This window comes from Brevundimonas nasdae (assembly GCF_019395145.1).
Classification (GTDB): domain Bacteria; phylum Pseudomonadota; class Alphaproteobacteria; order Caulobacterales; family Caulobacteraceae; genus Brevundimonas; species Brevundimonas nasdae.
The window spans coordinates 397,793-415,419 of record NZ_CP080034.1 but is presented as its reverse complement, the minus strand read 5'-3'; the positions used below and the strand labels follow the sequence as shown (position 1 = coordinate 415,419).

14 protein-coding genes are annotated in these 17,627 nt (G+C 67.4%); 6 read left to right on the top strand and 8 right to left on the bottom strand.

The window, feature by feature from the left end; all coding sequences use genetic code 11:
- Window positions 1-91: 91 nt before the first annotated feature.
- The 3 genes from KWG56_RS02025 to KWG56_RS02015 form a co-directional block, all read right to left on the bottom strand.
- Window positions 92-2,083 (bottom strand): acetyl-CoA carboxylase biotin carboxylase subunit, encoded by a 1,992-nt coding sequence (locus KWG56_RS02025; protein WP_219353538.1) that lies wholly within the window; start codon window positions 2,081-2,083, stop codon window positions 92-94.
- Window positions 2,084-2,155: 72 nt separating this feature from the next.
- Complete coding sequence (locus tag KWG56_RS02020) at window positions 2,156-2,476, bottom strand: low molecular weight protein tyrosine phosphatase family protein (RefSeq protein ID WP_219353537.1); 321 nt, start codon at window positions 2,474-2,476, stop codon at window positions 2,156-2,158.
- A gap of 3 nt (window positions 2,477-2,479) precedes the next feature.
- The gene (locus KWG56_RS02015; protein WP_219353536.1) at window positions 2,480-4,015 is read right to left on the bottom strand and encodes an acyl-CoA carboxylase subunit beta; all 1,536 of its coding nucleotides are present in this window, start codon (window positions 4,013-4,015) and stop codon (window positions 2,480-2,482) included.
- A 131-nt stretch (window positions 4,016-4,146) separates the two neighbouring features.
- On the opposite strand from KWG56_RS02015, the gene KWG56_RS02010 reads away from it, so the two are divergent.
- The 4 genes from KWG56_RS02010 (at window position 4,147) to KWG56_RS18870 (ending at window position 8,909) form a co-directional block, all read left to right on the top strand.
- Window positions 4,147-5,571, top strand: a complete 1,425-nt coding sequence (locus KWG56_RS02010; RefSeq protein ID WP_219353535.1) for a helix-turn-helix domain-containing protein — start codon at window positions 4,147-4,149, stop codon at window positions 5,569-5,571.
- A gap of 49 nt (window positions 5,572-5,620) precedes the next feature.
- Complete coding sequence (locus tag KWG56_RS02005) at window positions 5,621-6,664, top strand: oxidoreductase (protein ID WP_219353534.1); 1,044 nt, start codon at window positions 5,621-5,623, stop codon at window positions 6,662-6,664.
- A 128-nt stretch (window positions 6,665-6,792) separates the two neighbouring features.
- Window positions 6,793-7,167 carry a BlaI/MecI/CopY family transcriptional regulator gene (locus tag KWG56_RS02000; RefSeq protein WP_219353533.1) on the top strand — a complete coding sequence of 125 codons (375 nt, stop codon included), beginning with the start codon at window positions 6,793-6,795 and terminating at the stop codon, window positions 7,165-7,167.
- Window positions 7,164-8,909 (top strand): M56 family metallopeptidase, encoded by a 1,746-nt coding sequence (locus KWG56_RS18870; RefSeq protein WP_219353532.1) that lies wholly within the window; start codon window positions 7,164-7,166, stop codon window positions 8,907-8,909. Before KWG56_RS02000 ends, KWG56_RS18870 begins: the two co-directional genes overlap by 4 nt.
- Window positions 8,910-8,939: 30 nt before the next feature.
- Here the strand turns inward: KWG56_RS18870 and KWG56_RS01990 are convergent, their stop codons facing one another.
- Complete coding sequence (locus KWG56_RS01990; protein ID WP_219353531.1) at window positions 8,940-10,142, bottom strand: winged helix-turn-helix domain-containing protein; 1,203 nt, start codon at window positions 10,140-10,142, stop codon at window positions 8,940-8,942.
- A gap of 199 nt (window positions 10,143-10,341) precedes the next feature.
- Between KWG56_RS01990 and KWG56_RS01985 the strand changes: the two genes are divergently transcribed.
- Window positions 10,342-11,775, top strand: coding sequence for a sugar porter family MFS transporter (locus KWG56_RS01985; RefSeq protein WP_219353530.1), 1,434 nt, complete (start codon window positions 10,342-10,344; stop codon window positions 11,773-11,775).
- Between the two features lie 79 nt (window positions 11,776-11,854).
- Window positions 11,855-12,913, top strand: a complete 1,059-nt coding sequence (locus KWG56_RS01980; protein ID WP_244999604.1) for a LacI family DNA-binding transcriptional regulator — start codon at window positions 11,855-11,857, stop codon at window positions 12,911-12,913.
- An 84-nt stretch (window positions 12,914-12,997) separates the two neighbouring features.
- Here KWG56_RS01980 and KWG56_RS01975 read toward each other — a convergent pair whose 3' ends face one another.
- From KWG56_RS01975 to KWG56_RS01960, 4 genes are all read right to left on the bottom strand, one after another.
- The gene (locus KWG56_RS01975) at window positions 12,998-14,281 is read right to left on the bottom strand and encodes a sugar MFS transporter (protein WP_201097010.1); all 1,284 of its coding nucleotides are present in this window, start codon (window positions 14,279-14,281) and stop codon (window positions 12,998-13,000) included.
- Between the two features lie 605 nt (window positions 14,282-14,886).
- Window positions 14,887-16,326, bottom strand: coding sequence for a M28 family peptidase (locus KWG56_RS01970; protein ID WP_219353529.1), 1,440 nt, complete (start codon window positions 16,324-16,326; stop codon window positions 14,887-14,889).
- A gap of 90 nt (window positions 16,327-16,416) precedes the next feature.
- Window positions 16,417-16,656, bottom strand: a complete 240-nt coding sequence (locus tag KWG56_RS01965; RefSeq protein WP_201097005.1) for a DUF3297 family protein — start codon at window positions 16,654-16,656, stop codon at window positions 16,417-16,419.
- A 90-nt stretch (window positions 16,657-16,746) separates the two neighbouring features.
- Window positions 16,747-17,622: a MotE family protein gene (locus KWG56_RS01960; protein ID WP_219353528.1), complete on the bottom strand. Its 876-nt coding sequence runs from the start codon at window positions 17,620-17,622 to the stop codon at window positions 16,747-16,749.
- Between the last annotated feature and the right edge of the window lie 5 nt (window positions 17,623-17,627).

Here is a 17,627-nt window from a genome sequence, read left to right as displayed (position 1 = left end):
GCCGCTTGTGCGTTGAAGTGGGACGCAGAGCCCGCCCGACGCCCGGTCCTCGGGTCAAGCCCGAGGATGACGGGAGTGAAAAACGCATCCATCACCCGAACTCCACCAGCACGTCGTCCGCCGCCACCGGGTCGCCGTCCTTGGCGCCGACGGCCTTCACCACGCCGTCGCGTTCGGCCTTCAGGATGTTCTGCATCTTCATGGCCTCGATGATCGCCACCGTCTCGCCGGTCTTGACCTCCTGGCCCACCACCACCGGGATCGACACCACCAGCCCCGGCATCGGCGACAGCACCAGTTTCGACGTGTCCGCCACCGCCTTCTCCGGCAGGCGCGCATACAGTTCGGCGACGTGGGGCCTCAGCACCCGCACCCGCGCCTTGACCGCGCGGTGGCGAATGTCGAAGCCGTCGGCGACGCGCTTCACCTCAGCCGTAAATGCCTCGCCATCCAAATCGGCCTTGAACTGGGCCAGACCGGGCCGCCAGTCGATATCCGACAGGCGGATGTCGCCCCCGCCCGTCAGGGTCAGGATCATCTCCTCGTCCTCGTCATAGGACAGGCCGACGCCGTGTGGAGTCTTGTCGATCATCACGATCCAGTCGGTGCGCTCCGACGGGTCGCCGTCCTGTTCGGCGATCACCTCATGCATCGCCAGGGCCGAGGCGATCAGGATGCGCTCCTGCGTCTTCGTGGGCCGCAGACCGTGGAAGCCGTCCGGGAACTCGTCCTTGATATAGCTGGTCGACAGATTGCCCGACTTGAAGCGATCCTGATCCATCACCGCCGCCAGGAAGGGCACATTGTGGCCCAGGCCCGACAGGTGAGTGTCCTCCAGCGCGCGGGCCATGCCCTCGACCGCATCCGCCCGCGTCTCGCCCCAGGCGCACAGTTTGGCGATCATGGGGTCGTAGAACATGCTGATCTCGTCGCCCTCGCGGACACCGGAATCGTTGCGGACGATATAGCTGCCGTCGGAGCCGAAGTGCTCGCCCTCCTCCGGCTGCTCGTAGCGGACCAGGCGTCCGATCGAAGGCAGGAAGCCGCGATAGGGGTCTTCGGCATAGATGCGGCTCTCGATGGCCCAGCCGTTGATCGACAGGTCCTTCTGTTCGAAGACCAGCTTCTCGCCCCAGGCCGAGCGGATCATCTGTTCGACCAGATCGACGCCGGTGATCAGCTCTGTCACCGGATGCTCGACCTGCAGCCGGGTGTTCATCTCCAGGAAGTAGAAGCTCTTGTCCTGACCCGCGACGAACTCGACCGTGCCCGCTGAATCATAGTTCACCGCCTGTGCCAAGGCGACGGCCTGCGCCCCCATGGCGGCGCGGGTGGCTTCGTCCAGCAGAGGCGACGGCGCCTCTTCGATGACCTTCTGGTTTCGGCGCTGGATCGAACATTCACGCTCGAAAAGGTGGACTACATGGCCGTGCTTGTCGCCCAGCACCTGGATCTCGATGTGGCGTGGGTCGATGATGAACTTCTCCAGGAAGACCCGGTCGTCGCCAAACGCGTTCAGCGCCTCAGCCTTCACCGCCGCGAACCCTTCGGCCATGTCTTCGTCGGAATGGGCCACACGGATGCCCTTGCCGCCGCCGCCCGCAGACGCCTTGATCATGACCGGATAGCCGATCTCGCGCGCGATCTTCACCGCCTCGTCCGGCGTTTCGATCAGGCCCATGTGGCCCGGCACGGTCGAGACGCCCGCCTCGGCGGCGAACTTCTTGGACGTGATCTTGTCGCCCATGGCGTCGATCGCTTCGGGGTTCGGCCCGATGAAGGCGATGCCCTCGGCCTTCAACCGCCGCGCAAAGCCGGCGTTCTCGGACAGGAAGCCAAAGCCGGGATGCACGGCCTGCGCCCCCGTCTGGCGCACCGCCTCGACGATCTTGTCGGCCAGCAGATAGGACTGCGCCGCCGGCGCCGGCCCGATCAGCACCGCCTCGTCGGCCATCTCGACCGCCAGCGACCCGGCGTCAGCCTCCGAATAGACCTGCACGGTTTTGATGCCCATCTTGCGGCAGGTCTTGATGATCCGAACCGCGATCTCGCCCCGGTTGGCAATGAGGATTTTCTTGAACATTTCAGTCCCTGCAACCTTCGCCAGAACCCTGCGGTTCCGGCTGCGCCCATCGGGCGCTTTTATGAAATCCACTCATAGAAACGGCGTCACCTTCGTCTTCAGCAAGGCCACGAGTTCGGGCTGCATGAAGGCGTAGTCATCGGGAATATCGAGGCAGACGACGCGGGCGTGTTTGAGTTGCGGCTTGAACCGCCGCGCCAGCTTCGCCCGATGCTGCTTCTCCATCACGAAGATGAGATCAGCGTCCTCGACCATCTCACCCGTCAGCAACTCCTCAGCATCCGGCGCCAGCCCCGCAGAAGCCACTTCGACATTCGGCCAGTTGGCGAACACCTGTTCGGCTGTGGGGCTGCGCAGACGATTGCGCGAGCAGATGAAGAGGATGTGTTTCATCACCTAAAGCGGGATGTTGTCGTGCTTCTTCCAGGGGTTCTCCTGGACCTTGTTCTTTAGCGTCCGCAGGGCCTTCACCAGCCGCCGCCGCGTCCCGTGCGGCATGATGACGTCGTCGATGTAGCCCAGGCCCGCCGCGACGAAGGGGTTGGCGAACCGTTCCTTGTATTCGGCCTCGCGCGCGGCCAGCGCCGCCGGATCGCCGGCCTCCTTGCGGAAGATGATCTCGACCGCGCCCTTGGCGCCCATGACCGCGATCTCGGCGGTGGGCCAGGCGTAGTTGACGTCGCCGCGCAGGTGTTTCGACGACATCACGTCATAGGCGCCGCCATAGGCCTTGCGCGTGATCAGGGTCAGTTTCGGCACCGTCGCCTCGGCATAGGCGAACAGCAGTTTGGCCCCGTGTTTGATCAGGGCGCCGTACTCCTGCTTGGTGCCCGGCATGAAGCCCGGCACGTCCACCAGGGTCACCAGCGGGATGTGGAAGGCGTCGCAGAAGCGCACGAACCGCGCGGCCTTGCGGCTTGAATCGATGTCCAGCACGCCCGCCAAAACCTGGGGCTGGTTGGCGACGATGCCGACCGTCTGGCCGTCCAGCCGCCCGAAGCCGGTGATGATGTTCTTGGCGAAGTCGGCGCCGATCTCGAAGAAATCGGCCTCATCGACCGTCTTCAGGATCAGCTCCTTCATGTCATAGGGCTGGTTCGGATTGGCCGGGATCAGGGTGTCCAGCGACGGCTCGTCGCGATCCGGCTCGTCATAGCTCTCGCGCACCGGCGGCTTTTCGCGGTTCGACAGGGGCAGGAAGCCAATCAGGCGGCGGACCTCGGACAGGGCCTCCAGATCATTCTCGAACGCGCCGTCCGCCACGCCCGATTTGCCCGCATGGACGCGGGCGCCGCCCAGGTCCTCGTGGCTGACCACCTCGTTGGTGACGGTCTTCACCACGTCGGGGCCGGTCACGTACATGTAGCTCGTGTCCTTCACCATGAAGATGAAGTCGGTGATGGCGGGCGAATAGACATCGCCGCCCGCGCACGGCCCCATGATCACGCTGATCTGGGGAATGACGCCGCTGGCCAATGTGTTCTGCAGGAAGATGTCGGCGTATCCGGCCAGGCTCTCGACGCCCTCCTGAATCCGCGCCCCGCCTGCGTCGAACAGGCCGATGATCGGCGCGCCTGTCGTCAGGGCCATCTTCTGCAGCTTGACGATCTTGGCCGCATGGGCGCCCGAGAGCGACCCGCCGAACACCGTGAAGTCCTTGGAGAAGACATAGACCAGACGCCCGCCGATGGTGCCGCGCCCCGTCACCACGCCGTCGCCGGGGATGCGCTGATCCTGCATTCCGAAGTCGTGGCTGCGGTGCTCGACGAACATGTCGGTCTCTTCGAAAGAGCCCTCGTCCAGCAGAACGTCGATGCGTTCGCGCGCCGTCAGCTTGCCCTTGGCGTGCTGTGCGGCGATACGCTTTTCGCCGCCGCCCTGTTTCGCGGCGGCGCGACGACGCTCCAGTTCTTCAAGGATGGCTTGAGTCATGATGGATTTACGCCTCTTGTTCGTGGAGGAAGGAGTGGCGGCTTCATCGCAAATACGCAAACGCAACTTTGCAAAAAGTGTGGAACTGCGCCGACTTGCAAAGGACGTCTTGATGATCTGCAAAGTTGCAAATGGCTGAGAAGCTTTTCCTTGGCGCCAAGCTGCGAAAACTGCGCGAGGCGCGCGGCTGGACTCTGGAGGCCTGCGCCGAGCGTCTGGGCCTGTCGCCGTCCTATCTTTCGCAGATCGAAACCAACCAGCGCCCCGCCACCGCGCGGGTGCTGATCGCCCTGACGCGCGCCTTCCATGTCGACGCCAGCCTGTTTGATCTGGAGGGCGATGCTCGCCTGATCGCCGACCTGCGCGAAGCCACCACCGACATCGCCGGTCAGGCCGAGCCGCCCACCGCCGCCGAGTTGAAACAGGCCGTCGCCAACACCCCGCGTCTGGCGCGCCAGTTCCTGGCCCTTCACCAGACTTTCCGCCGTCTGGACGAGCGGGTGAAGGCGCTGGACGACACCCTGGGCCGTGACGAACACGGGGCCAGCGTGGCCCTGCTGCCCTATGAAGAAGTGCGCGACTTCTTCCACTACCGCGACAACTACATCGACGCGCTGGACACGGCGGCCGAGGCGCTTGCCGCGACCCTGCCGCAGGAGGGTCAGGTCGAACGGGCGCTGGAGACGGCCCTTTCCGACATCCATGGCGTGCGCGTCGTCTATATGGCGGGCCAGAAGGCCCTGCGCCGCTATGATCCGGCCAGCCGCGTACTGACGCTGGACGCCTGGCTGCCGGGGGCGACCCGCTCGTTCCAACTGGCGCACCAGTTGTCCCTGCTGTCCTTTCGCGACACGATTGAGAGCGAGCTGGATCAGGCTGCTTTCCGAACCGAGGCGGCGCGCGACGTGGCGCGCGTCGGTCTGGCCAACTATGCGGCGGGCGCGCTTCTGTTGCCCTATCGCGCCTTCCTTGAGGCGGCGCGTGAGGAGAAGCATGACATCGACCGGCTGCTGACCCGTTTCCAGGTCAGTTTCGAACAGGTCTGCCACCGCCTCTCGACCCTGCAGAAGCCGGGCTGGCGCGGCGTGCCCTTCTATTTCGCCCGCGTGGACATGGCCGGCAACATCACCAAACGCCACAGCGCGACGCGGTTCCAGTTCGCCCGTTTCGGCGGCGCCTGCCCCCTTTGGAACGTGCACGAGGCCTTCGCTGCGCCGGATCGGATCGGGGTGCAGTTGGCGGAAATGCCGGACGGATCGCGCTACATCTCCATCGCCCGCAGCGTGTCCAAGCCCAGCGGCTCATACCTCGCCAACGACCGACGCTACGCCCTGTCGCTGGGGTGCGAGGTCGAACACGCCTCGGCCCTGGTCTATGCGGCGGGTCTGGACCTGAACGGCCCCGCCACACGCATCGGCGTCAGCTGCCGCATCTGCGAGCGCACCGACTGCACCCAGCGCGCCTTCCCGCCCATCGACCGCGCCCTGCACGTGCCGGAAAACGAGCGCGGCGTGGTGCCCTACACGCTGGATGGCCCGCGCACGGATCGTTACTGACCGGCGATCCGGCCTCGACAAGCCGCGCGGGCGGCGGGAAAATCGCGTCATGACCTCCCCCTCCTCCGATCCGATCGGCGTCGCCGTCGTGGGCTATGGCCTGGCGGGCCAGACCTTCCACGCCCCCCTGATTTCCGCGACGCCGGGCCTGGCTTTGCGCGCCGTTGTTTCGTCCCGCCCCGCAGCGGTGCACGCTGATTGGCCCCAGGTCGAGATCCTGCCTGATCTGGACGCCGCCCTGTCGCGCGACGACATCGGCCTGATCGTCGTCGCCACGCCCGACGCCCTGCACGCCGGACAGGCCATCGCCGCGCTTGAGGCGGGCCGCAACGTGGTCGTCGACAAACCCTTCGCCCAGACGCTGGAGCAGGCCGAACAGGTCGCCGCCGTCGCCGCCCGGTCGCGGGGCGTCATCAGCGTGTTCCAGAACCGGCGCTGGGATGCGGATTTCCTGACGCTGAAGCGGCTGATCGCCGACGGCGAACTGGGCGAGATCGCCGTGTTCGAAAGCCACTATGACCGCTTCCGCCCCCAGGTGACCGACCGGTGGAAGGACCGGCGCGACGGCGGCGTCTGGGCCGACCTCGGCCCGCACCTGATCGATCAGGCGGTTCAGTTGTTCGGCGCGCCGCAGTCGGTGCTGGCCGACATGGCCCGTCAGCGCCCCGGCGCCCACGCCACCGACTGGTTCCACGTCGTGCTGCAGTATGAGCGGCTGCGCGTCATTGTTCAGGCAGGGCATGTCGCCGCCGACGCTTCCCTGCGCTACGCCGTTCACGGCACGGGCGGCAGCTTCATCAAGCGCGGACTGGATGCTCAGGAAGGCCAGTCCAAGGCAGGGCTGCGCCCCGGCGACGCCGACTGGGGCGTCGATCCCAACCCCGGCGAACTGATCCGCCAGATCGACGGCGAAACCACGCGCCAGACCGTGACGCCCGAGCGCGGCGACTATGTCCGCTTCTACGCCGGCGTCCGCGACGCCATCACCACCGGCGCCCCGCCGCCGGTGACGCTGGATCAGGCCCTGACCGTCATGCGCATCATCGACGTGGGTGAGCGCAGCACGGCCGAGGGACGGCGGATCGAGGTCTAACCGCCTGTTCTTTCGTCATTCAGGCGAATCGAGGCGTCCACCCTACCGCGAGTTCATGTCTTCGCCTCATTCGCGCCTCAATCCGCTACACATGTAGCGCTACAAATGTAGCGAACATGGAGAAGGCCGTGATCGAGTCCCTGCCCCGACGAGAACGCGAAGTCTTCGAGACCCTGTGCCGACTGGAATCGGCGACCACAGCCGGCGTCCGCGCCGCCCTGTCCGACACGCTCAGCGACTCCGCCATCCGAACCCTGCTGGCCCGGCTGGAGACCAAGGGGCTGGTCGAACGCGCCAACGGCGTCGACGGCGTCCACTACAGCCCCGTCCCGCGCACCGAGGCGGTGGCGGCGGGCGCTCTGCAGCGGATGGTCGACACCTTCTTCGCCGGGTCCGCCGCCAACGCCGCGACCGCTCTGCTGGGCATGGGCGGCAAGATCACCGCTGACGAGGCCGAGGCGCTGGAACGCGCCATCGACGAAGCCCTGGGACGCAAATCATGATCGGGACCGTCTTCATCTCCATGCTGGTGAAGTCCAGCCTGATCGCAGGCGCTGGCCTTGCCTGTTCGCACCTGCTGACCCGCCGCCCGGCCGAGCGCGTGGACATTCTGCGCGCCACGATCTGCCTGCTGCTGGCCTTGCCGGTCATCACCGCCCTGTTCCCGGCGTTGAATCTGGCGGTTCTGCCGCCTGTCGCGCCGACAACCAATCTGCCGTTGCCCATGTGGCAGGGCGAGGTCACGCCCCTGCCCGGTGTCGAGGTGTCCGGCAGTCTGCCCTGGCCCTCGCCCCTGCATCTGGCCGCCGCCGTCTGGCTGCTGGGCGTGGTGCTGATCGCGGGACGGCTGGCGCTGGGCGTGTTGACGTTGGACCGCTGGACCCGCCAGGGCCGCGCCGTCCAATGCCCCACCTGGCTCAGACACCTGGAGCGCCTGACGCGCGGCGCCAGACCGACGCTGGTCTCGACCGACCACGCCGCCAGTCCGCTTAGCTGGGGCACGGCGCCCGGCGTCATCCTGATCGACCCGGCCAGTCTGGTCGAGCGTCAGGCCGCACCCGCCATCCTGGCCCACGAACTGGCGCACCTGCGGCGGCATGACTGGGTGTTTCTGGTCCTGTCGCGCCTGACCCTGGCCCTGTTCTGGTTCAACCCGCTGGTCTGGCGTCTGCACGCCGACCTGTCGGCCCGGTCGGAAGAGGCCGCAGACGCCGCCGCCCTTCAGACCGTGGATCGTCATCTCTACGCCAAGGCCCTGGTTCGCCTGGCCGCCCACCCTTCGCCCCGCGCCATGACCGCCCAGGCTTCGACAGCCATGGCGGCGGACGCCAAGTCCCTGAAAAAGAGGATCGCCTGTATCATGTCCGACACGTCCGCTCGCCGCCGCCCGATGACCGTCGCGCTGACGGTCGCCGCCCTCGCCGTCGTCGCCACACCGCTGGCGGCGCTGGAGATCAGTCGTCAGACCTGGGTAGAGGCTGCACCGCCCGCGCCTCCCGCTCCCCCAGTTCCGCCTGCGCCGCAGACGCCCCCCGCCCCGCCCGCTCATCTGACACTTGCCGCCCTGGCGCCGTCAGCGCCCGTACCGCCCGCACCGCCTGCGCCCCCGCCCGCCCCGATGACATGGGCCGCCCTGCCCGCCCCGCCTGCCCCGCCTGCGCCGCCCGCGGCGCCTGTTCCCCCGGCGCCGCCTGCCCCTCCGCCCCCCGGCGCGCCCGGCTACAGCTACAGGTACGTCTATAACGCGACGATCGACGAGCCTTCAGAGACCCGCGCACAGGCCCGCCGTGAGGCTGAACAGGCCCGTCGTGACGCCGACGCCGCCCGGGCGGAGGCTCAGGTCCAGCGCATTGAAGCGCAGGCCCGCCGTGAAGAGGCCGCGCGGGCCCGCGCCGAAGCCGCCCGCCAACACAGTCTCGCCACCGCTGCCCGCATCACGGCGACCCAGGCGGCGGCCTTGGGCGAACGCGCCCGCGCCGAGGCTGAACGCCACATGGTCCAGGCCCGCGTCGAAATGCGCAACGGCGCAGTCCAGATGCGGACCGGAGCCGCCGAAATGCGCCGCGAGGCGGTGCGCCTGCAAAGTCCGGCCTATCGCGCCGAGAAGATCGTTGAAAACCGCGCGCGCGGAAATATCGTCACCCACGCCCAGTTGATCGAACTGTCCCGCACCCTGCCCGCCCGGGCCGCAGAAATGGAGCGCAACGCCGACACGATGGAGCAGCGCGGCCGCACCCCGGCCTGATCGTGACGCGCCGGGCCTGAAACACGCGGATCAGGCCCGGCGCAGTTCGGCTTCCAGCGCCTCGGCCAGATCGCCGCGTCCGGCGACCGTCACTCCGCCCGACAGGCCCAGCCATCCGGCCATCCGCTTCAGCTCATGCGCCAGCCGCGCTGGAGTGTCGGCGTCCGCCTCCGGCTCGCGCCACGCCGCCTGCACCCGCAGTTCGCCCGCCTGCCGATCCGACTTCAGATCGACCCGCGCCGTCAGGGCCTCATCCTGCAGGAAGGGCAGCACATAATAGCCGTGCAGCCGCTTGTGCGCAGGCGTGTAGATCTCCAGCCGCACCTTCAGACCGAACAGCCGCTCCGTCCGGTCGCGATGCCAGATCAGATTATCGAATGGCGATAACAGCGCCTGCGCCGTGATCTTGCGGGGCCTACGCGCATCCGGGACCAGATAGGCCTGATGTCGCCAGTCCCTGATTGTCACCGGGGTCAGTTCGCCCGCCTCGACCAATTCCCCAAGCCGCGCCCGGGCGTCATCGGCAGGCAGGCGGAAATAGTCGCGCAGATCCGCCAGCGTCGCCACGCCCATCGCCCGCGCGCCGATCATCATCAGTCGCCGCTGCGCCTCGTCGTGATCCGGCGTCGGCGCATTGACCACGGCTTCCGGCAGCGCCCGCTGCGTCAGATCATAGACCCGCTCGAAATTGCGCCTTGTCTTCGTCGTGATGAAGCCGGACCAGAACAGCCATTCCAGCGCCCGCTTGCCGTCCGACCAGGACCACCAGCCGGGTGCGCCGCGCGGCCCTTCAGCGAAGTCACCCCCTGTCACGGGCCCGCGCCGCTCGATCTCGGCCAGCACCTGTTCGATATAGTCGCGCCGCTCGCGCCCGAACCGGGCCAGACCCGTCCACAACTCGCCGTCACGCGCCCGCGCCATCCGCCAGCGCAACAGCGGCTGGGTCTCCATCGGCATCAGCGACGCCTCATGACCCCAGTATTCGAACAGCGACCGTTTCGCCCCCCATGCCTCCGCCTCCAGGTGCTCGCGCGGATAGTCGCCCAGCCGCGAGAACAGCGGCAGATAGTGGGTGCGGCTGACCACATTGACGCTGTCGATCTGGATCACGCCCAGCCGCCCCGCCAGATCCCTGACCTGCCGACGTCCCGCCGTCGCCGGATGCGGCCTTCCGAACCCCTGCGCCGCCAGGGCGATGCGGCGCGCCGCATTGGCGCTAAGGGTTTCGGTCATGGACGCTCCGTCAGGAATCTCGGCTCGGGCCGCGAGCGTCACACTTGGGCATCCGCCCGCAGCGGGCAAGGCCACAGCCCCGCCCAACAACCTGCGCACGTTTGATTACAGCCTGTCGAAAATTGGTGCAGACTGCTTCGTGATGGGGCTTTGTGAACGTTCACTCTCGCGCTAGACGAGAATCGGAGGGAATAACCAAATGGCAGGACCAACGGGGGACTCCGGTCCCGGCATCGCGGGCGACGACCGCGTCAACTTCGCCTTCATCGCCCTGATCGTGGCGGTCGCCACCATCGGCGGCTTCATGTTCGGCTATGATTCCGGCGTCATCAACGGCACGCAGGACGGACTGGAGCAGGCCTTCAACCTGTCGGCGCTGGGCACCGGCTTCAACGTCGGCGCCATTCTGCTGGGCTGCGCCTTCGGCGCCTTCATCGCCGGACGTCTGGCGGACGCCATCGGTCGTCGCACGGTGATGCAGATCGCCGCCGTCATGTTCATCATCTCGGCCATCTGGGCGGGCGCCGCCGACAGTTCGGCTCACTTCATCATCGCCCGCTTCATCGGCGGTCTGGGCGTCGGCGCGGCCTCGGTCCTGTCGCCCGCCTATATTTCCGAAGTCACCCCCGCCTCGATCCGCGGCCGCCTGACCTCGGTGCAGCAGATCATGATCATCATCGGCCTGACCGGCGCCTTCGTCGCCAACTATGCGCTGGCCCGCACGGCGGGCGGATCGACGGCCGAGTTCTGGATGGGCTTCCCCGCCTGGCGCTGGATGTTCTGGCTGCAGGTCATTCCCGCCGCCATCTATCTGATCGCCCTGCTGGTCATCCCTGAAAGCCCGCGCTTCCTGGTGGTCAAGAAGAAGGACGCCCAGGCCGAGGCCGTGCTGACCAAGCTGTTCGGCGCCCACGCCGGCGCGCGCAAGGTCACCGAAATCCGCGCCTCTCTGGCCGCAGACCACAAACCCAAGTTCTCGGACCTGCTAGACCCGGTGACCCGCAACATCCGCCCCATCGTCTGGGCCGGTCTGATCATCGCCGTCTTCCAGCAACTGGTCGGCATCAACATCGTCTTCTACTACGGCGCGGTGCTGTGGCAGACGGTCGGATTCTCTGAAAACGACGCGCTGAAGATCAACATCTTGTCCGGCGTCCTGTCGATCGCAGCCTGTCTGGCGGCCATCTCGGTCATCGACAAGATTGGCCGCAAACCCCTGCTTCTGGTCGGTTCAGGCGGCATGTTCGTGACCCTGGCCACCGTCGCCTGGTGCTTCTCCAAGGCGACCCTGGTCAACGGCTCGCTGCATCTGGACGACCAGACCGGCCTGACCGCCCTGATTGCGGCCAACGCCTATGTGGTCTTCTTCAACGCCAGCTGGGGACCGGTCATGTGGGTCATGCTGGGCGAGATGTTCCCCAACCAGATGCGCGGTTCGGCCCTGGCCGTCGCCGGGTTCGCCCAGTGGATCGCCAACTTCGCCATCTCGGTCAGCTTCCCCTGGATGGCGGCGAACCTGGGCCTGGTCGCGACCTACGGCTTCTACGCCGTCAACGCCCTGATCTCCTTCTTCCTGGTCCAGGCCTGGATCAGGGAAACGCGCGGGCGCGAACTGGAAGACATGACGAACTGAGCCTGCGGGCGCCAAGGGGCGGCGTTTCATCGCCGCCCCGCACTTACGCTTGCCCCCAGACGAGGCTAAGGCTCGCCACATGAATGACAGACTGCAGCGCAGGCCGGCCCGACGCAAAGGGGCAGCCAGCACAATCGGCGACGTCGCCCGCCACGCAGGCGTTTCCGCCATGACCGTCTCACGGGTGATCAACGACGGCCCCAATGTGCGCGACGCGACGCGCCAGCGCGTGATCGAGGCGATCCGCGTCCTGGACTACGCCCCCAATCAGGCCGCGCGCAGTCTGGCCAGCGCCCAGTCGTTGAAGATCGGCCTGCTCTACAACAACCCGTCCGCCGCCTATCTCAGCGAGGTGCTGCTGGGCGGTCTGGATCAGTCCAGCAAGGCCGGCGCCCAGCTGGTGGTCGAGAAGTGCGAACCGGACGCCGAGGCCGAGGCTCTCGACCGCCTGCTGTCCAGCGGCGTCGACGGCGTGCTTCTGCCCGCCCCCCTGTGTGATTCAGCCGCCATCCTGCAATGGCTGGACGAAGCCGGTCTTCCGGGCGTGGCCATCGCTTCCAGCCAGCCGGACGACAGCCTGTCGGCGATCGGCATCGACGACGCCGCCGCCGCCCGCGCCATGACCCTGCATCTGCTGGAGCTGGGCCACCGCCGCATCGGCTTCGTGCAGGGACCTTCGGATCACGCCTCCGCCGCCCTGCGCCGCCAGGGCTGGCTGCAGGCCCTGTCCGAGCGCGGCATCGCCACGGACGACAGCCTGATCGTTCAGGGCAGCTACACCTATCATTCCGGGCTTGATGCAGCGGATCAGCTTCTGTCGCTGCCCCTGCCCCCCACCGCCATCTTCGCCAGCAACGACGACATGGCCGCCGCCGCCATCGCCGTGGCCCACAGGCGCGGCCTGGACGTGCCGCGCGACCTGACCGTCGTGGGCTTTGACGACACGGCCCTGGCCACCACCGTCTGGCCACCCCTGACCACGATCCGCCAGCCGGTGTCGGACATGTCGCGTCAGGCCGTCTCGATCCTCATCGACTTGATCCGCCGCCGCTCGGACGAGCCGTCGCCTGGCGCGCGTGAACTGCTGGACTTCACCCTGATCCAGCGCCAGTCGGACGGCCCGCCGCCTGTCATCTGACAGCCCCACGGCTTTCACACCCCTGAAACGACTGAAGGCGGGGTTTCCCCCGCCTTCATGAAGCTTGCCTTTGTTGCAGCCCGATCAGTGGCCTGCAGCAGTCCCAGGCGCATCCGCGTTCAGGGCGCGGGTGCGGGCGCAGGCCAGGGCGAAGGCCACCAGCACCAGATAACCGACCACCGGCACGAAGAAGGCCGGGCTGACAGCCCCCGCCTTGTCGGCGATGAAACCGGCGATCGGAGGCAGGATGGCGCCGCCGATGATGCCGAAGACCAGCAGACCCGAAGTGGCCGAAGGCGAGGCGCTGGACCGCTCCAGCGTCAGGCTGAAGATGGTCGGGAACATGATCGAGTTGAAGAAGCCGATGCCCAGGGCGGCGTAGGCGGCGGTCGCGCCTTCCGTCTGGGTGACGACGACGGCCAGGGATGCGGCGACGATGGTGCAGATCGACAGCAGGACGCCCGCACGGACGCGCGTCAGCAGCGCGCTGCCCACAAAGCGGCCGACCATGGCGGCGCCCCAGTAGTACCAACCGACCATATGACCGGCCTCATGCTCGGCCAGTCCCAGACCTTCGGCCGAATGCAGGAAGGGGATCAGCAGGGTGCCGATGGTCACTTCTGCGCCGACGTAGAAGAAGATGGCCACGGCGCCGAACACAGCCCAGCGCGATTTGAAGGCGGTGAAAGGCGAAACGACGCCCGTGGACTGTTTGCTCTCGACAGCGGCGTCGATGCGCTTGCGGGCGGTCCAGATGAAGATGGCGACCAGGGCGAAGAAGGCGCCCACGGCCAGGAAGGCGAAGTCGATCGACCGCAGGGATTCCCCACGCGTCGAGGCCGTCACCACCGCATCAGCGGCGAAGACGCCGCCCGTCAGCAGGATGGTCGAACCGATGACCGGACCCAGGGTCGCGCCCAGAGAGTTGAAGGCCTGCGAGAAGGTCAGACGCAGGTGCGCCGTCTTGGGCGCGCCCAGAGAGGCCGACAGCGGGTTGGCCGCAACCTGCAGCAGAGTCACGCCCGAAGCGATGATGAACAGCGACAGCAGCACCAGTGGATAGACGTCGACGATGGTCGCCACCGGCACCAGCAAACAACCCAGAACCATGGTCCCCAGGGCCGCGATGATGGCGCGGCTGTAGCCCAGCTTGGACAGCAGCCAGGCCGCGGGCAGCGAGGCCAGGCCATAGGCGATGAACCAGGCCGAGGCCGTCAGCATGGCTTCCGCCAGGCTCAGGTCGAACACGCGACGCACGGCGGCGATCAGCGGATCGATCAGCGAAGTGACGAAGCCCCAGGCGAAGAAAAGGCTGGTGACATAGGCGAACGCAAGGCCGTTGCCCTTGCCGCCGACGGATGTATTCATGATGGTCCCCCTACGAACTGCATCGTGACGCGCAGTTTCATTGCGCCGGCGCATAGCCACGGCGACTTCATTGAACATAAATTATCCATAGAGACAACGCAGCGGCGGCGCTGTTTTAAACGCTGTAGCAAACCGTGATGTTAGCGGTCACGACTTGCGCCGTTACATCAGCCGAATTTGGTATTGTGGTGCGGGCGGCCGGAATCGAACCGGCACGGGCGTACGCCCGACGGATTTTCATACCACTTCGGCTTTCGCCGCCGCCCATGGGACGTTCGTGGTCTGGACTATCCCTTCGCCATGGCCCGAAGGCTTTAGGCGCCGCCCGTCTAGTCTCTACACCTTCCCGTCACAGGGACGGGCTTGGCTCGGGATCGCCATTTTACAGGGTTCCCCGAATTTGAGCGGTTCTACGTCCGGGATTTCCCCCGGCGCACTCAATCCTTCAGCTTAAGTCCGTTGCGTCTACCAGTTCCGCCACGCCCGCAGGCCGAACCGGCTCTATAGCGGCCCCTGCGCGGAGAGCCAATGCCAAGCATGGCCGACAACCACAGCGAAGGCTGAAATCACGCCATCCCGCAACCGTCGGCTTTGCATTCGACCGGTCAGCGGGCGCTGGGCGCCGCCGCGGCGGCCTGACGCAGGGCCCGGAAATCAACGTCCGAATCGGCGATCAGCCAGACCAGTCCCGCCCAGGCGGCGACGTTCTGGCTCAGCTGCGCCGGATCGATCTTGTCCAGGGTGTCGTTGGCCGTGTGGTGCAGGTCGAAATAACGCGTCCCGTCCTGCGCCAGCCCGAAGAAGGGCACGCCCAGCGGCCCCAGAGGCCCGACGTCGACGCCGCCCTCCGTCTCCACCTGCGACGAGGACAGGACGCCGATCGGATAGAGGACCCGGTTCGCGGCCTTCTGGAAATCTGACCCCTGCGCGCCCGCAGGCAGGCGCAGGGCATAGACGCGGTCAGCGCCGAAATCGCTTTCGCCGGCGATCACGTGTTTCTCGACCGCCGCGCCCTGATTGCGGGCGTAAACCCCGCCGCCGTTGCCGGTCTCACGCGTCGGCTGGGCCACCTCTTCCGATCCGTACAGGACGACGCGGATCGTGCGGGCGGCGCGCTGGCCGCTGGCGGCGATGGCCTTGGCGGCGGCGATGGTGATGGCCCCGCCCGCTGCGTCGTCGATGGCGCCGGTGCCCTGATCCCAGCTGTCCATGTGCGAGCCCAGGACGATGATCTCATCCGGCCGCGTCGCTCCGGGCAGGTCGCCGATCACATTCTGGCTGTGGGTCTGATAAGTGCGGGCGGTGGACGACAACCGCAGACGCACCGGCTCGCCCAGGGCGATCAGGCGGCTGACCTGATCGGCGTCCGGCGCCGACAGGGCGAAGGACGGCACAGTGGCCTTGCCGTCGACATACTGGGTCGTGCCGGTGTGCGGCAGGCGGTTTTCGTCGGACCCGACCGAGCGCAGGATGAAGGCCGCCGCCCCCTTGGCCGCCGCAACCCCCGGCCCGGCGCCGCGCACCCGCGTCTGGGGGCCATAGCCGGAGCCGTCCTGCATCGGATGCATCTGGCCCAGGTCGACATAGACAATCTTGCCGCGCACCGAGGCGTCAGGTGCGGCGCGCAGGTCGTCCAGAGTGGTGAACCGGACCACATCGGCCTCGATCCCGCCGCGCGGCGTGGCGGGCGAATGGCCCAGAGCGGCCAGAACCAACGGCTGGGGATGGGCGCCGATGATCGCGCCGGAATCTTCCCCCCGCTCCCACCCGACCAGCGGGAATTCTTCGATGCGGACGTTCTGGAAACCCTGGGCGCGAAGATAGTCGGCGGCCCAGGCGGCGGCCTGCTGCTCCGAACGCGACCCGGCCGGACGCGGCCCGAACCGGGTGGTGATCTGGGTGACGTAATCCAGCGCCACATTGGACTTCAGCGCCGCATCGCGGATGACGGCGGCTTGGGCCTCTGTTCGGGCGTCCTGGGCGACGGCTGGTGCGGCGACAAGGCCAAGCGCCAGCGCGCTGACGGTCAACAGACGAAGGGACATCAGCAGCTCCGGAATCAGACCCGTTTCAAAACCGGCCTGACCCTAGTCCCGCCTCACCGTCCCCGGAAAGCCAGTTATGAGGCCGGCAGATCAGTTATTCTGAAAATAGGGCTCGACCACGCCCTGCAGCTTGACGGTCAGGGCCTTGCCCTTGCGGTCCACGCGGTTGCCCAGCGCCAGACGGACCCAGCCTTCGGAAACGCAGTATTCTTCGACGTTGGTCTTTTCTTCGCCCTTGAATCGGATGCCGACGCCGCGCTGCAGCACGTCTGCATCGTGGTGCGGGCTGGACGGGTCAACCGAAAGGCGGTCGGGGGGCGTGTCGGACATGAGGCGGCTCGGATCTTGGAAAGGCGCGGTGATAGCCTCACCCGCGCCATCTGCCAACCGCCGCGACGGATTGGCGCCGCCCCTACGCCGTTACTGCACCGTCTGGCGGGGCGTCGCAGCAGGAACCGGAGCGGGCTGCGGGGCGGGTGCGGCAGGGCGCGCCGCCGGACGGCGCACGGGCGCGCGCGTCGCCGGGCGCGGCGCCTCGGACGTGGCTTCAGGCTTGGCCTCTCCGGCTGCGGCGGCGGGAGTCGCGGCAGGGCGAGCGACGGGGGCGGGCTGAACCGCCGACGTCGGCGCGGGCGCAGGCGTGGCGGCTTCGGCGGCGACGGCGCGGGCGGCCATCTGCTGCGCCTGGAAGCGCGCGGCCAGTTTCTCGGTCAGCTCCTTGGCCTGGGCGGGGGTCATCTGAGCCATGACGGCGGCCAGGGTGCGCGGGCGCATGGCGGCGGCGACGGGCAGGCGCACCCGGTCCTCCAACGACGCCATGACCGGGGCGGCGTCCTTGGGACGCATGGCGGAATAGACCTGGACCAGACGGTCGGTTTCTTCCTTCTCGCGCTCGCCCACCTGCCCCACCAACTGGCGCATCTCGGACTTCAGGGCTTCCATGGCCTGGATCTTGGCGTCCAGCTTCTGTTCGGCGGCGACCATCAGCGGCAAGGTGGTGGCGAAGTCCTGATCACGCGCATCCAGCTGTGTGCGCCGTTGCGACAGGGACTGGATGATCTTCAACTCGGCGGGAGAGATCCCCGCCTGCTGAGCCAGTTGTTCAGGCGACAGGGCGCAGGCGCCGGACAGCGCCGGCTTGCCCGCGACATCGGCCACTGAGGCGGCAGGCATGGAATCCTCAGCCCAGGCCTTGGCCCCCTGGAAAAGCTCCGGCGCCGCGCCGACGGCGCGCACGGCCACCACCCCGCCGATGGCGACGGCGATGAGGGGCAGAAGGCGAGGTATGCGGGCCATTCAGC

What these genes read in the sequence shown, in the direction of transcription:
- KWG56_RS02025 (WP_219353538.1), bottom strand. Translation starts at nt 2,083, where the DNA reads ATGTTCAAGAAAATCCTCATTGCCAACCGGGGCGAGATCGCGGTTCGG.
- KWG56_RS02020 (WP_219353537.1), bottom strand. Translation starts at nt 2,476, where the DNA reads ATGAAACACATCCTCTTCATCTGCTCGCGCAATCGTCTGCGCAGCCCC.
- KWG56_RS02015 (WP_219353536.1), bottom strand. Translation starts at nt 4,015, where the DNA reads ATGACTCAAGCCATCCTTGAAGAACTGGAGCGTCGTCGCGCCGCCGCG.
- KWG56_RS02010 (WP_219353535.1), top strand. Translation starts at nt 4,147, where the DNA reads ATGGCTGAGAAGCTTTTCCTTGGCGCCAAGCTGCGAAAACTGCGCGAG.
- KWG56_RS02005 (WP_219353534.1), top strand. Translation starts at nt 5,621, where the DNA reads ATGACCTCCCCCTCCTCCGATCCGATCGGCGTCGCCGTCGTGGGCTAT.
- KWG56_RS18870 (WP_219353532.1), top strand. Translation starts at nt 7,164, where the DNA reads ATGATCGGGACCGTCTTCATCTCCATGCTGGTGAAGTCCAGCCTGATC.
- KWG56_RS01990 (WP_219353531.1), bottom strand. Translation starts at nt 10,142, where the DNA reads ATGACCGAAACCCTTAGCGCCAATGCGGCGCGCCGCATCGCCCTGGCG.
- KWG56_RS01985 (WP_219353530.1), top strand. Translation starts at nt 10,342, where the DNA reads ATGGCAGGACCAACGGGGGACTCCGGTCCCGGCATCGCGGGCGACGAC.
- KWG56_RS01980 (WP_244999604.1), top strand. Translation starts at nt 11,855, where the DNA reads ATGAATGACAGACTGCAGCGCAGGCCGGCCCGACGCAAAGGGGCAGCC.
- KWG56_RS01975 (WP_201097010.1), bottom strand. Translation starts at nt 14,281, where the DNA reads ATGAATACATCCGTCGGCGGCAAGGGCAACGGCCTTGCGTTCGCCTAT.
- KWG56_RS01970 (WP_219353529.1), bottom strand. Translation starts at nt 16,326, where the DNA reads ATGTCCCTTCGTCTGTTGACCGTCAGCGCGCTGGCGCTTGGCCTTGTC.
- KWG56_RS01965 (WP_201097005.1), bottom strand. Translation starts at nt 16,656, where the DNA reads ATGTCCGACACGCCCCCCGACCGCCTTTCGGTTGACCCGTCCAGCCCG.
- KWG56_RS01960 (WP_219353528.1), bottom strand. Translation starts at nt 17,622, where the DNA reads ATGGCCCGCATACCTCGCCTTCTGCCCCTCATCGCCGTCGCCATCGGC.